The organism is Sphingomonas sp. S-NIH.Pt15_0812 (assembly GCF_003951315.1).
Taxonomy (GTDB): domain Bacteria; phylum Pseudomonadota; class Alphaproteobacteria; order Sphingomonadales; family Sphingomonadaceae; genus Sphingomonas.
In genome coordinates, this window is record NZ_QLJH01000023.1 from 33,054 (window position 1) to 47,956 (window position 14,903).

A 14,903-nucleotide genomic window follows, 5' to 3' on the forward strand; every position below is an offset into this window, starting at 1 on the left:
CTTCTTGTTGCCGGTCCGTTCCGCTACATGGGCGATGTGATCCCCTATCCCGCCCTCCACGCCAGCCATGGCGGCATCTGGATCGCCGATGGCGAAGGCACGCGCCCGGTCGGGCGGGGCGAGGCGATCCGGGTGGCGGCGGACACGCCGGTCATCCTGCTCAACGCGCCGTTGATCGGGCAAAGGCTGGGCTATGCCGAGCTGTCGGGGCTCGACCTGCTCGAACTCTACGCCTTTCTCCATCCGGCGCGGTTCGCGGTGCCGACCCCGGCCGGGCTGGCCCGCGCGGTCGACCTGTCCGCGCCCGAGCGGGACGAGGATGTCGCCGCCTTCCTGCGCGAGGCGACCGCCGCGCTGCTCGCCGTGCCGGAGGGCGAGTGGGCGGAGCGCGAAGGCGCCTGGTCCGGCGTCCAGTCGCTGACCCGGCTGCGCTGGCCCTGGGCGCCGGTGATCGGCCCACGCCTCGCCAAGCCCCGCACCGACGAGCGCTGGCTCTTCTCGCGCCTGCCCGAATGGGAGGAGGATGCCCCCCGCCCCGCCCCGCGCACCATATCGCTGGAACCGGGCGAGGCCGAAGAGCGGCTGGCGAAGCTGACCGGCGGCGGCGCGGAGGAGCGGCCGGGCCAGCGCGCCTATGCCGCCGCCGCCACCGCCGCGTTCGAGCCGCGCGTGATGCGCGACGCGCCCAATCTGGTGCTGGCGGAGGCCGGCACCGGCATCGGCAAGACCTTGGGCTATCTCGCCCCCGCCTCGCTCTGGTCCGAACGGGCGGGCGGCGCGGTATGGATCTCCACCTTCACCAAGGCGCTGCAACGCCAGCTCGCGCAGGAGACGACGCGTCTCTATCCCGATCCGGTGCTGCGCCGCGAGCGGGTGGTGACTCGCAAGGGTCGCGAGAATTACCTCTGCCTGCTCAACCTGGAGGATGCGTTGCAGGGCGGCTTCGCCGGCCGCGCGGCGGTGCTGGCGCATCTGGTCGCGCGCTGGGCCGCCTATAGCGCCGACGGCGACATGGTCGGCGGCGACCTGCCGGGCTGGTTGCCGACGCTGTTCCGGCGCAACGGCCCGGCGGCGCTGACCGACCGGCGCGGCGAATGCGTCTATGCCGGCTGCCCGCATTACCGGAAATGCTTCATCGAGCGCGCCGCGCGGGCGAGCGCGCAGGCCGACATCGTCATCGCCAACCATGCTCTGGTGATGGTCAATGCCGCGCGCGGCCGCGAAGTGGCGACGCGGCCGACCCGCTATGTCTTCGACGAGGGGCATCACCTGTTCGACGCCGCCGATTCGATGTTCGGCGTCGCGCTGACCGGGTCGGAGACGATCGAGTTGCGCCGCTGGATCCTGGGGCCGGAGGCGGGCGGGCGCGGCCGGCGGCGCGGACTTCAGGCGCGGCTGTCCGACGTCGCCAGCTATGACGATGCCGGTGCGCAGGCGATCGCGGACGCGGTCCACGCCGCGCAGGGGCTGGCGGCCGATGGCTGGCTGGGGCGGCTGGCGGAGGGACAGCCCTTTGGCCCGGTCGAGCATCTGCTCGCCGCCGTGCGCGGGCTGACCTATGCGCGCGCCGAACAGCCGGGCGATGCCGGCTATGGGCTGGAGACCGAGCTGGCCGAGCCGACGCCCGCGCTGATCGAGGCCGCCGCCCCCGCCGCGGTCGCGCTCGACTCGCTGGTCCGGCCGCTGACCGCGCTCGGCCGGCGGCTGGAGGCGGTGCTGGCGGAGGCGCCCGACTGGCTCGACACGGCGGCGCGCGCGCGGGTCGAGGGGGCGATCGCCTCGATCGGCTGGCGGGCGGAGACGGTGGCGGCGTGGCTGGCGCTGTTGGCGCGGATCGGCGGGCCGGCGAACCCCGATTATATCGACTGGATGGCAGTCGACCGGGCCGAGGGGCGCGAATATGACATCGGCCTGCACCGCCGCTGGCTCGACCCGACCCGGCCGTTCGCGGAGATCGTGCTGAAGCCGGCGCATGGCGCGCTCGTCACCTCGGCGACGCTGACCGGCGGCGGCGATTGGTCGGTGGCGGAGGCGCGCACCGGCGCGCCGCATCTCGCCCGCGCGCCCGCCCGGTTCCAGGCGGTCAGCCCGTTCGACTATCCCAACCGGGCCGAGGTGCTGATCGTCACCGACGTGAAGCGCGGCGATGCCGGGGCGCTGGCCAATGCCTATGCGCGGCTGATCGTCGCGGCGGGCGGCGGCACGCTGGGCCTGTTCACCGCGATCCGGCGGCTACGCGCGGTGCATGGCCGCATCGCCGACCGGCTGGCGCGCGAGGGGCTGGCGCTCCACGCCCAGCATGTCGACCCGATCGACACCGGCACGCTGGTCGACATCTTCCGCGACGATCCCGCCGCCTCGCTGCTCGGCACCGATGCCCTGCGCGACGGCGTCGACGTGCCGGGCGACTCGCTGCGCATGGTGGTGATGGAGGGGGTGCCCTGGCCCAAGCCGACCGTGCTCCATGCCGCGCGCAAGCTGGCGGGCGGCGGCACCGCCTATGACGACCGGATCGTCCGCGCCCGCCTGGCCCAGGCGTTCGGCCGGCTGATCCGCCGCGCCGACGATCGCGGCGCGTTCGTGATGTTGTCGGCGGCGATGCCGTCGCGGCTGCTCACCGCCTTCCCGCCGGGCGTCGCGATCGTCCGCGTGACGCTGGACGAAGCGGTGGCGCGGGTCGCGGAGCGGCTTTCCAGACAGGCCCGGATCGGGCATGAGGCTCCAGCCCCCCTGGAGACGCCATGAAGACGCTGACGGTGCTGCGCCACGCCAAATCGGGATGGGACGATCATGTCGCACGCGATTTCGACCGGCCGCTCAACCCCAAGGGGCATCGCGCCGCGCAGGTGATGGGCCGTCACCTGCGCGACCGCCAGTATCGCTTCGACCGGATCGTCGCCTCGCCCGCGCAACGCGTGGTGGAGACGCTGGCCGGGGTGGCCGACGGCTATGGCGAAGCGCTGACGATCGACTGGGACCGGCGGCTCTACCTCGCCTCGGCGGCGACCCTGCTGGACTGCATCCACGAACTCTCCGACGTCCATGATCAGGTGCTGATGGTCGGCCATAATCCGGGGTTGGAGGATCTGGTGCTGTCGCTGGTGCCCGACGACGGCAGCGTGACGCGCGACGCGGTGGAGGCGAAATATCCGACCGCGACGATCGCGCGGATGAGCTGGGACGGCGACTGGACGACGATCCGCACCGGCGGCGCGACGCTGGAGTCCTTCGTCCGGCCCCGCGACCTGGACCCCAGCCTGGGACCGGACGAATTCTAACGGCACCGCCGGCGACATTGCGCCGGGTGTCATAGTCGGATAGAACAGCCTGGTGTCCTGGAATCCTCCGTTGCGTCCCGACCATCACGACCCCGATCGTCCGCGATTCTGGCCCCATGCGCCTGCCGACCGTACCAGCCCCTTCGATCCCGCGCGCGACCGCGACGAGCCGGAATGGGCCCCCTATCACCGCGATCCCGACCCCGAACCGCGCCGCCGCACCATCCGCTGGGGCCGCTGGATCGTGCGCGGGATCGCGGCGGGGATCGTGTTGCTGGTCATCGCCATCGCCTGGCTGGCGCTGACCGCCCCGCTCAACAAGTCGCTCAAGCCGCCGACGCCGCCCTCGATCACGCTGACCGCGGAGGACGGCACCCCGATCGCCCGGCGCGGCGCGATCATCGGCGCGCCCGTCGACGCCGCCAAGCTGCCGCCGCACGTGACCCAGGCCTTTCTGGCGATCGAGGACCGGCGCTTCTATTCGCATTGGGGCATCGACCCGCGCGGCATCCTGCGCGCGGCCTGGGCCAATGTCGGCTCGGGCGGCGTGCGCCAGGGCGGCAGCACGATCACCCAGCAGCTCGCCAAGAACGCCTTTCTCGATTCGGACCGCACCGCCGCGCGCAAGATCCGTGAAGTGCTGATCGCCTTTTGGTTGGAGGCGTGGCTGTCGAAGGACGAGATCCTGTCGCGCTATTTGTCCAACGTCTATTTCGGCGACAACACCTATGGCCTGACGGCGGCGGCGAAACATTATTTCGGGCGTTCGCCGGATCGGTTGAACGTCGGCCAGGCGGCGATGCTGGCGGGGCTGGTCAAGGCGCCGTCGCGCCTCGCCCCCACTTCCAACCTGAAGGGCGCCCGCGCGCGCGAGATGGTGGTGGTGCGCGCGATGGAGGATGCCGGCTTCCTCACCCCGCGCGAGGCGGACCGGGTGCAGCCGCAGCGCGTGCTGGCCAGCGCGCCGGGCCAAATCCCGACCGGCACCTATTTCGCCGACTGGGTCTTGCCCGCCGCACGCGACAAGGCGGGCGAGATCGCGACCGAGACGACGGTCAAGACCACGCTCGACCCCCGCCTGCAACGCTATGCCGAACGCGCGATCCGCTCGGCGGGCCTGCGCCAGGCGCAGGCGGCGCTGGTCGCGATGCGGCCGGACGGGCGCGTGGTGGCGATGGTCGGCGGCCGCGATTACGGCAAGAGCCCGTTCAACCGCGCGGTCCAGGCGCGGCGCCAGCCGGGTTCGACCTTCAAGCTGTTCGTCTATCTGGCGGCGATGCGCGCCGGCATGACGCCCGATTCGATGGTCGACGACAGCCCGGTCGAGATCGCCGGGTGGAAGCCGAAGAACGACGACGGCCGCTATCTGGGCCAGATCAGCCTGATCCGCGCCTTCGCCCGCTCCTCCAACGTCGCCGCCGCGCGGCTGACGCAGGAAGTGGGCGTCCGGTCGGTGATCCAGGCGGCGCGCGACCTGGGCATCACCACCCCCATTCCCAACGAGGCGACGATCGGCCTGGGCACCGCCGAGGTCTCGCTGCTGGAGCTGACCGCCGCCTATGCCGCGATCGCCAATGGCCGCTATCCGGTGACGCCGCGCGGCGTCGAGAAGGTCGACGACAAGCCCTGGTATCAGCAGATCACCGGCGGCACCCGCGCCATCCCGGAAAAGGTGCGGCAGGAGATGATGCGCCTGCTCAACTCCTCGCTGCGCGGCACGGGGCGCGAGGCGGTGCTGTCGGTCGACGCCTATGGCAAGACGGGCACGTCGCAGGACAGCCGCGACGCCTGGTTCATCGGCTTCGCGGGCGACCTGGTGGTGGGCGTCTGGGTCGGCAACGACGACAACAGCCCCAATCCCGGCCTGCATGGCGGCGGCGTGCCGGCGCGCATCTGGCGCGATTTCCTGCAATCCGCGCTCGACATCGCCCCCGTCGCGCGCGCCGTCCCGGTCGAGGCGGTAGTCTCCGAGGAGGATGGGGTCGAGGGCTATATCGACAATACGATTGGCCAGTACCTGCCCGATACCGAGATCTTGCAGGACCAGGCGGAACGGATGGGGCTGGACATGCGCCGGGGTGAGGACGGCTCGATCACCGTCGGCCCCCGCCGCCCGCGCCCGCCGCGCGAGGAGGATCGTCGCGACCCGGACGAGCGCTACGGACCGCCGCCGGGGGACGAGGAAGAGTAGGGGGCGGCATCGTGCCAGCCCTCGGTAGCGCGCTTCCACAAAACCATGGGGGTCGTGCCTGAGGTTGCAGCAGATGCGCTCGGCGGCGGTATGGACGCGGGTCATCAGGATGGGACCCAGGCGCCGGGCATGGCCAAGGCTCTGTTGAGGGCCTCGACCGCGGAAATCGCGAGACGGTGCGAAGCGCCTCGCAGCGCTTCACCGCAAAGCGGATGACGTCTGTCCGCGCACTCCTGCCCCAGAAGGGCGCATGGTGCCCTCGGCCCGGTTGATTTCGTAGACGCGCGGCGGCTGCGCGAGGTACGCGTTCAGACGCGGAGATACCAACCGCGCTTGTCCATATAGGCGATCGGATACCAGACCAGCAGGACGAATATCGCCACCGGCGCCAGGGCCGCGACCTGCGTGCCGACGACAGGGGCGAGCAGCTTGAACGGCGCTTGGATAGCGTCGCCGGTCAGGATGATCGAGGCGACCTCGTGCAGCACATAGGCGGCGATGGCGTTGCGCCCGAAACTGCCCAGCAGGTCGCCCTTCGTCGCCGGCCGGTCGTCGCGGTCGAACCACCAGTGGAAGGCGCCGAGCAGCGCCACGGTCAGCCCGGCCGACAGCAGCACGAAGCTGCTGGTCCACAGATTCTTGGCGATCGGCAGGACGAGCTCCCATGCCAGTCCCGCCGCGATGCTCGCCAGCGCCGCGATCAGCAACCGCGTCGCCGCCATGGCCACGGGCAGGCCCCGACGGATATAATCGCCGGCGAGCGTCCCCAGCAGACCCTGGGCGATCGCCGGCAGGGTGCTCAACAGCCCTTCGGGATCATAGCCGTCGGGGCCCTTCACGTAACGCCATTCGCCGAACACGCCGCGGTCGACCCATGACACGAAATTATGCCCCTGCACCCACAGGTCGGTCGCGCCGCCACCCGGAATGGGCAGGACGCACAGGCCCCAATAGCCGAGCAGCAGCACGCCCGCCAGGATCGCCCGCGCCCGTCCGCTCATCCGTGGATAGAGCAGGGCGCAGATCGCGAAGACGATACCGATCCGCTGCAACACCCCCGGCAGACGCGGAACGGCACGATGGAAGTCGGCCAGGAAGACCATATGGCCGAGCAAGAGGCCGATGAGGATCAGCCGCGCCGCGCGCGCCAGCACGCGCCGCGTCGCCGGGCCGCTCACGGCATCGGCCCTTGCCGAGATCGCGATCGAAACGCCGACCATCGTCAGGAAGGCGGGAAAGACACTGTCCGCCAGGGTGAATCCCACCCAGTCGGCGTGGAGCAGCAGTGGGAACACCGGCTTGTCGAGGCCTTGCACCCCTGCCGTCGCGTTGACCGTGATCATCCCGGCGACGGTCAGGCCGCGAAGCAGGTCGAGCGAGCGCAGCCGACGACCGGCACGGTCATGCGGATCGCGCGGGCCGGTCGCCTGCGGGGCCGACGGGGCAGTGGTCTTGCGCATGGGCGAACCTCCGTGATGCAGACTCTAGAAGGTCAGCCGGATACCAGCATAGACCGTGCGCCCATTGTCGTAATAGGCACGCGGAACCGCCGGATCGCCGACGAAATAATAGAGCTTGGCATTGGTGATGTTCTGCGCATCGACGCTGAGCGCCAGGCTCTTGGTGACATGGACCAGCAGGGAGCCGTCGAGCTGGCCGAAATCGTCCTGCCACATCGGCGTCGCGCGATCGATGCCGGAGCGGAACTTGGAGCGGTAGCTATAGGCCAGACGGGCGCTGAGCAGGCGGTTCTCGAAATAGCCGGTCAGGTTCCAGGTGTGCTTGGAATTGCCGTCGATCTCGCGGCTGAAATTGTCTGCGGCGGTGACCGCGTCCCTGTTCTTCTTCGCGTCGGAATAGGTGTAGTTGGCAATGAAGCCGAAGCCCCAGCCGACCGGCTGCTGCCAGTTGACCTCGACCCCCGTGTTGGTCCCCCCGCCGCCATTGACGGGCGCCTCGACCAGGAAGTTGGCGCCCTTGGGATGCAGGACGGTGCGATAGAACCGGGTCGTCGTCGTCGTGGTGATGTAGTTCTGGATGGCGAGCCCGAAGACACCGATCGAGAACAGCGCCTGCGGGCCGTAATAATATTCGGCCGCGAGATTGAACTGCCACGCGCGGAACGGATCGAGGTCGGGATTGCCTCCGGCGCTGCCGGACAGGCTCAGGTCATCGAGGTCGAACGCGCCGGCAAGCTGGGCATAGCCGGGCCGCGACATCACCTTCGCCGCGGCGGCGCGCAGCAGCAGCGTGTCGGTCGCATTATAGGTCAGATTGGCGCTGGGCAGCACGTCCCAATAGCCCCGCCCCGCGCGCACCTCGCCGAAATCGCCGAACGCGTTGCGGATGGTCGGCGGCACGTTGGGGGAATATTGCAGCGTGTCGATGTCGGTGCGGATCGTGCGAAGGCCGATATTGCCGCGCCAGTTCCGGTCGTTGCCGAGCTTGGCCATCGCATAGAAGGCGGTATCGTCCTCCGTCACGGAGAAGCTCGACGGGGGATAGAAGGCCTCGGTCGATCCACCACGGGTTTGCAGGATGGCGTCGATCTTCGCGCGGTTCGCGAGCGAGTAGCGTCCGGCGACGCCGATACGGCGGCCGAAGCCGGGTGGCGTCGTCTGGCCATCGTACACGTCGAACAGGCCGATCTGGTCAGTGCCCGACGCGCCATGTTGCGGGTCCGCCAACGGCGTTTCGTTGCCGGCCCAGATGACGCCCGTCGAGTTCACCGCCCGCGTGTGATGCGTATAGCGCGCGCCGGCCTTGAGCGCGCGCAGCCAGGACGAATCTTCGAAGGTCTGCTCGAGGTCGAGCTGGGTGTAGAATTCCATGTCGGGCGAGATCGTCGCGCCGCCCCAGCTGCCGCTGAATTAATTGTCGAGATAGGCCGCCGAGGTCGGATCGTTCGGCAGCCCCGGATAGGTCACCTCCGCATGTTTGCCCCGAAAGGCGTAGCTCATGCCGGTCGACCAGTAGCTTTCCCAGGCACTGGACGACGTGGTTTCGCCGCGCCCCTTGGTGTAGCCGACGGTGCCATGCGCGGTGAGGCCGTCCGCCGGGCGCCATGTGGCATCGAGCGTGCCGTTGAAGGTGGAGGAGAAGGCGGTTCGGAAGATGTCGTCCTGCACGCGACCGAATGCGGGCAGGCCGCCCGCGCCACTCGCGCTCCAGGCGGCGGAGGTGAGATAGGTGATCCCCTGATATTCGGCGGTCGTATAGTCACCGAGCGCATAGCCGGGGGTGCCGGGCGTGGAATTGTCCTGCACCAGCTTGCTGGTCCAGGCCATGCTGTTCGCGTTGGCGTTGTTCGCGCTCATCCGGGTGTAGAGGCCGGTCGCCACCACCTCCAGCGTGTCGCTCGGCTTGCCCTGCAGCGTGACGGTGCCGCCCTTGCGGATCCGCTCCTGCGTGAAATAGGCGGCGCCGATCAGCGCGGGATAGGCGACCGTCTTGCCGGTGCCGTTGAAATCCTCCTGCGTCGCATAGCCCAGCAACTCCTGGCCATCGCGGCGGAAGGACCGCGCTTCATAGAAGCCGGCGGCCAGAAGACCGAGCGTGCCCGACGCGTTCTTCCAGCTGGCGATCGCCGAAACCTGCGGCTTCCACGTGTCGGATAGGTCGTTATAGGCTTGCTGCGCGGTGACGTTGACTGTGCCCGATGGCAGGTCGAGCGGCATCCGGCTGTGGACGTTGATCGTACCGCCGATACCGCCCTCCGGAATGTCGGCCTGCGCGCTCTTGTAGACTTCGAGGCTGCCGACAATTTCGGACGGGAACATGCTGAAGTTGAAGCTGCGCCCGCCATTCGCCTGATCGAGCACGAACCAGTCGCCGGTCGCAAGGCTGTGACCGTCGAGCAGGGTCAGGTTCAACTCGGGATCGGTGCCGCGGATCGACACGGACTGGTTCTCGCCGAACCCGCCGGCCGCCGCCGATCCGGTAACCACGTTGACCCCGGTCAGGCGGCCGAGCGAGTCGGCGACGTTCTTGTCCGGAAACTTGCCGATATCCTGCGCGGTGATGACCTCGGATACCATGTCTGACTTGCGCTTCTGGCGCAGCGATGCCTCGATCGAGGCGCGGATGCCGATCACCACCACGTCATCGGCCTGCGGCTCCGCCGGCTGATCGGGTGCCGCCGACGTGCCCGCCTGGGCGAGCACTGGCGTCGGCAGGCTCAATGCCAACAGGCTGACGGACGGGAGAATGGCCTTGGCAATCATGTACAAGCCCCTTCCAAGTTGCACTATATTGGCATTGGATCGGTCGGCTTTGCACCATTTCGGATCGAACCGCCGCCAGTCTGGAAACACAGCTAAACATCAAATTTAACCTACAGCAAGACCGTATCTTGCAAATTTCCAGCCTCCGCTGAAAATGAGTATTATTTTGGTATTGTCATCTTCGTGCCTGAGCAGCATGATCGGGTTCAGGGCGATGGATCTCTGCGGCGGCGACCGGTTCCGTCGGCGTCGCCATGGGAGCATGAGGGATGCCAATGCTCGTCGCTTTGCTGTTCTCGGGGGTGCTGCCCGGTGCCTCGGGGGCGGCCGCGCCGCCCGCGGATGTGGCGCGCTTCGCCGCCGGTCTGGGCTATCGCGTTACGATCGTCGACAATCATCCGGTCGGCTGCCCGTCCGATCCGGCCGCGCCGCCGCGTCTGCCGGGCGCACCGCCCCGGCGCTGCATGATCGAGGATATCGACCTCGACACCCCCGCCGACGTGACGCCCCCTGCCGGGCTGGAGATCGCCACCAGCATCATCGGATCGGTGCTGGCGATCGACAGCGCCGAGTTCGACAGCCGGCTCGTCAATGGCGACGTCACCTTGTTCACGCTCAAGCCCGGCCGCTCGCTTGCGCCTGGCCGCCATTACAGGCTGCACCTCACCCTCAGCGTGCCGTATTTCTCGCGTGCCTTCGTCCTGCCCAATGCCTGGGTGCGGGCGCCTGGGGCCGCGCCCGCCGTGATCGCCGCGACGCGTCCCGGTACCGACGCGGACACCGGGCTCGAGACCCTGCCCTATGTGGACGCGATGACCGACGAGGCGCGGCTCGCGACCGCCGACGGCATCGACGCCAATCGCTGGCTGACGGCGTCGCGCGCCTTCGATCGCTATGCCGCGCGCGGCGCCGGACCGCGCCCCGATATCGTCATCCTGCCGATGCCCGCGCATGTGGAGCGCCCGGCGGGGGCGGCGCTCGGCCTGAGGCGCGGCGTGCGGCTTGCTCTGACCGGCGCATCGCGGACGGCACTCGCGCCGGCGCTGACCGCCCTGGCGAGGGAGGGGATCGGCATCGGCCCGGTTCCGCTGACGATCAGGGTCGGCGCAATGGACGTCGCGGCGGAGGGCTATCGCCTCGCGGTCGATGGCCGGGGTGTCCGCATCGCCGCTCGCGACACCGCCGGTGCAGCCTATGCCTTGCGCTCGCTCGCGCAGCAGGCCGCCCATGAGCGCGGGCAGATCCGACCGCTCTTGATCGTCGACCGGCCGCGCTACGGCTATCGCGGGCTGCATATCGACATCGCGCGCAACTTCCACGGCCGTGACGAACTGCTGCGCGTGATCGAGCAGATGGCCGCGGTGAAGTTGAACATGCTGCATCTCCACCTGGCCGACGACGAAGGCTGGCGCATGGAGGTTCCGGCGCTGCCCGAACTGACCGCGATCGGTGGCTGGCGCTGCCTCTCGCTCGACGATGCCACCTGCCTCCAGCCGCAACTGGGGGCCGACCCTGTGCGCGACGCCGACACCAACGGCTATCTGACGACGGACGACTATCTGGCGATACTGGCCGCCGCGAAGGCCCGCCAGATCACGGTCATCCCCTCGTTCGACATGCCGGGTCACTCGCGCGCGGCGATCAAGGCGATGGAGGTGCGCTATCGTCGTCTCGCCGCCCGGGGCAGGATGGCGGAGGCGGAGCGATACCGACTGGTCGAACCCGACGACACGACCCGCTATCGCAGCATCCAGACCTATAACGACAATACGCTCAACGTCTGCATCCCGCAGACTTTCCGCTTCATCGACACCGTCGTGGCCCGAATGGCGGCGCTACACGCCCGGGCAGGCGTGCCGCTTCGCCGCTTCCATATCGGGGCGGACGAGACCGCCGGCGCCTGGACCGGCTCCCCCGCCTGTCGCGCGGAGGCGGCGCGGATCGGATCACCCGTGATCCAGATGGGCATGCGCTTCGTCGAGCGGGTGGCGACGATGCTCGACCGGCGCGGGATCGCGCCCGCGGCGTGGAGCGACGGCGTCGCCCATGCCAATCCCGCCGCCCTGCCGTCTGACCTGCAATCGAACCTGTGGAGCGGGTTGTTCGGCGGCGCGGTCGAGGAGGCGCACAGGCAGGCCAATCGCGGCTGGACGGTGGTGTTGTCGCTACCCGATTTTACCTATCTCGACATGCCGCAGGCGGTCGATCCGGCCGAGCCCGGCGCGACCTGGGCGACGCGCGAGCTCGACCTGTTCCGGCTCTATGCGTTCATGCCCGGGAACCTGGCTGCCAATGCCGCGATCACGACCGACATCCGGAATCGCGCCGGCACCGTCTCGGATCCCGTCCCGCTCGCCGCCGGGCACGGCGTCGCGGGGATCCAGGGTCAGCTGTGGAGCGAGATGGTGCGGCGCGACACGCAAGTCGAATATATGCTGTTCGCGCTGGCCGAGCGTGGCTGGTCGCATTCCGCCTGGGAGCCTGCTTATGCCCCCGGCGCACGCTATGCCTATGGCGACGCACGGGTCGACACTGCAGCGCTGTTGGCGGGATGGCGTGACTTTGCCGCTCGCGTGGCGGTGCGGCTGGACGGACTCGATCGCGCTGGCATCGTCTACCGCCTCGCCCCACCGGGCGCGCGAATCGCCGGTCAGCGGCTGGAGGTGGCTACAGAACTGCCGGGCACGACGGTCGAATACCGCATCCCGGGCGGCGCCTGGACTCGATACGCCACGCCCGTGCCGGTAAGCGGGCCGGTCGCGGTTCGCAGCCGGACCGCCGATGGCCGCCGTGCAAGCCGTACCGTCATGGTCGTGCCAAGCCGGGCCGCGTGGCAATGAGGGGCCTCGCCGCCCTGGCGCTGGCGATCGCCGCCGCGCCGCTCCTGGCGAAGGATCGTGACCAGCCGTGGCGCAACGCGGCGTTGTCGCCCGATCGTCGCGCCGCTCTGGTGCTGGCGGCGATGACACAGGACGAGAAGCTGGCGATGGTGATCGGTGCCTTCGCTTCGGAACCGGCCGGAAAGCCGGACCTGCGTCCACCGGCCGAGGCGCGCGAGGGGTCGGCCGGCTATGTTCCAGGCGTCGCCCGGCTCGGTATCCCGCCCTTGTGGCAGGCGGATGCCGCTATGGGCGTCGCCACCCAGCCGACCGCCCGCACTGTGCGTCCGGCCGTCGCGCTGCCCTCGACGCTGGCGACGATCGCGAGCTGGGACGAAGGCGTCGCCCGGCGCGGTGGCGCGATGATCGGGGGCGAGGCGCGCCGCTACGGCTTCAATATGCTGCTGGCAGGCGGTATCAACCTGACGCGTGAGCCGCGGAACGGCCGCAACTTCGAATATGGCGGCGAGGATCCGCTGCTCGCTGGCAGGATGGTCGGGGCGCAGATCGCCGGCATTCAGTCGAACGGAATCATCTCGACGATCAAGCATTACGCGCTCAATGCGCAGCAGACCGGCCAATTCACGCTCGACGCCCGCATCGATCGGGCGGCGTTGCGACAATCCGACCTTCTCGCCTTCCAGATCGCGATCGAGCGCGGACGGCCCGGCGCGGTGATGTGCGCCTATAACCGCGTCAATGGCGACTATGCCTGCGAGAATGACTGGCTGTTGAACCAGGTGCTGAAGCGGCGCTGGCGCTATCCGGGATGGGTGCTGTCGGATTGGGGCGCGGTCCATTCCACCGTCGCCGCGGCGAAGGCGGGGCTCGATCAGGAATCGGCTGCGACCTTCGACGCCATGCCCTATTTCGGCGCGCCGCTGGCGCAGGCCGTCGCGCATGGCCTGGTCAGCCCGAACCGGCTGGACGACATGGTCCGCCGCATCCTGCGCTCGATGTTCGCGCACGCGCTCATCGACCGCCCGGTCGCGATCGCGCCGATCGACATCGCCGCCGACACCACCGTCGCGCAACAGGTCGCGGAACGGGGCGCTGTGCTGCTGCGCAACCGGCGCGCCGCCTTGCCGCTTCGCGCCACGGCATTGCGGCGCATGGTCGTGATCGGCGGCCATGCCGATGTCGGCGTGCTGTCCGGGGGTGGCTCGTCGCAGGTCCATCCAGCCGGTGGCAACGCGGTTCCCGGCCTGCATCCCACGGCCTGGCCCGGGCCGGTGATCTACCTGCCGTCGTCGCCGCTGGTCGCGCTGCGTCGGCTGCTCCCCGACGTGCGGATCGATTATCTCGACGGCAGCGATCGCCAGGCCGCGGCCCGCGCCGCTGCGGCCAGCGACGCCGCGATCGTGTTCGCGACGCAATGGACCGCGGAATCGCAGGACACGTCGCTGACGCTGCCCGACCAGCAGGATGCATTGATCGCGGCCGTGGCAAGTTCGGCACGACGCAGCATCGTCGTGCTGGAGACCGGTGGCGCGGTCCTCATGCCATGGGCGGATCGGGTCGATGCGATCCTCCAGGGCTGGTATCCGGGCGCCGGCGGCGGGGAGACCCTTGCCCGGCTGCTGACCGGCGTCGTCGCTCCGTCGGGCCGTCTGCCGATCACGATCCCGCGGGATGATAGGGCGGGGCGTTGCGCGCCCTTGCAGGATGCACCGACGCCCGATGTCGCCTTTGTGGTCACCTATTGCGAAGGGGCGGCGGTGGGATACAAAGGCTTCGATCGTGCCGGTCGCGCGCCGCTGTTCGCCTTTGGCCATGGCCTGTCCTACACCCGCTTCGCCTTCGGTCCGCCGAGCGTGGTCCGCCACGGTCGCGGCGTCCGGGTGTCGGTCGCGGTTCGCAACATCGGCACGCGCATGGGCGCGGCGGTCCCGCAACTCTATGTCGAGCGGGTCGCCGGCGGCTTCGAGGCACCGCGACGCCTGGCGGGATGGGCGAAGCTTGAGCTGCCAGCCGGCGAGACACGACGCGCGACGATCGCCGTCGACCCGCGCCTCCTCGCCACCTATGATGCGGCGGCCGAACGGTGGATCATCGCGCGCGGCCGCTACCGCTTCCGCATCGGCGCGTCGTCGCGGGACCTGGGACCGGCGGTCGCGCTATCCCTCCCTTGCATGGGCTTCTCCGATTGAACGATGACTTGCGGCGCGGGAGAACGGATTGCAGTCGGGACGTTGATCCGACCCGGTCGGAGGCCGCTTCACACGAGCCTGAACGGGGGGTCCGGGAACGCGGCGTCGCCATCGCCAAAGTCCCAGCAGTTTCATCCTATGCTGGCTGTGGGCACGAACCATGGTTCAGCCGTCTTGCCGGG

General features: G+C 69.5%; 8 protein-coding genes. 5 read left to right on the forward strand and 3 right to left on the reverse strand.

The window, feature by feature from the left end:
- The first annotated feature begins 27 nt into the window (after positions 1-27).
- Genes BRX43_RS14555 through BRX43_RS14565 form a run of 3 tightly spaced genes read left to right on the forward strand, consistent with a single transcriptional unit; the run spans position 28 to position 5,469 of the window.
- On the forward strand, positions 28-2,745 hold the full coding sequence (locus BRX43_RS14555) for an ATP-dependent DNA helicase (RefSeq protein ID WP_206433229.1): 2,718 nt from the start codon (positions 28-30) through the stop codon (positions 2,743-2,745).
- Entirely contained in the window at positions 2,742-3,278 is a 537-nt protein-coding gene (locus BRX43_RS14560; RefSeq protein ID WP_125995815.1) for a histidine phosphatase family protein, read from the forward strand. Before BRX43_RS14555 ends, BRX43_RS14560 begins: the two co-directional genes overlap by 4 nt.
- Before the next feature lie 52 nt (positions 3,279-3,330).
- Positions 3,331-5,469, forward strand: a complete 2,139-nt coding sequence (locus tag BRX43_RS14565; RefSeq protein WP_241214972.1) for a PBP1A family penicillin-binding protein — start codon at positions 3,331-3,333, stop codon at positions 5,467-5,469.
- A 308-nt stretch (positions 5,470-5,777) separates the two neighbouring features.
- On the opposite strand, the gene BRX43_RS14570 is transcribed toward BRX43_RS14565, so the two are convergent.
- Genes BRX43_RS14570 through BRX43_RS14580 form a run of 3 tightly spaced genes read right to left on the reverse strand, consistent with a single transcriptional unit; the run spans position 5,778 to position 9,692 of the window.
- The gene (locus tag BRX43_RS14570; RefSeq protein WP_125995816.1) at positions 5,778-6,929 is read right to left on the reverse strand and encodes a heparan-alpha-glucosaminide N-acetyltransferase domain-containing protein; all 1,152 of its coding nucleotides are present in this window, start codon (positions 6,927-6,929) and stop codon (positions 5,778-5,780) included.
- Between the two features lie 24 nt (positions 6,930-6,953).
- Positions 6,954-8,300: a TonB-dependent receptor gene (locus BRX43_RS14575; protein ID WP_125995817.1), complete on the reverse strand. Its 1,347-nt coding sequence runs from the start codon at positions 8,298-8,300 to the stop codon at positions 6,954-6,956.
- Positions 8,301-8,339: 39 nt separating this feature from the next.
- The gene (locus BRX43_RS14580; RefSeq protein WP_125995818.1) at positions 8,340-9,692 is read right to left on the reverse strand and encodes a TonB-dependent receptor plug domain-containing protein; all 1,353 of its coding nucleotides are present in this window, start codon (positions 9,690-9,692) and stop codon (positions 8,340-8,342) included.
- A gap of 269 nt (positions 9,693-9,961) precedes the next feature.
- On the opposite strand from BRX43_RS14580, the gene BRX43_RS14585 reads away from it, so the two are divergent.
- On the forward strand, positions 9,962-12,532 hold the full coding sequence (locus BRX43_RS14585) for a family 20 glycosylhydrolase (RefSeq protein WP_241214973.1): 2,571 nt from the start codon (positions 9,962-9,964) through the stop codon (positions 12,530-12,532).
- Positions 12,529-14,721 carry a glycoside hydrolase family 3 protein gene (locus BRX43_RS14590; protein ID WP_125995845.1) on the forward strand — a complete coding sequence of 731 codons (2,193 nt, stop codon included), beginning with the start codon at positions 12,529-12,531 and terminating at the stop codon, positions 14,719-14,721. The genes BRX43_RS14585 and BRX43_RS14590 overlap by 4 nt, the downstream gene beginning before the upstream one ends.
- Positions 14,722-14,903 lie beyond the last annotated feature (182 nt).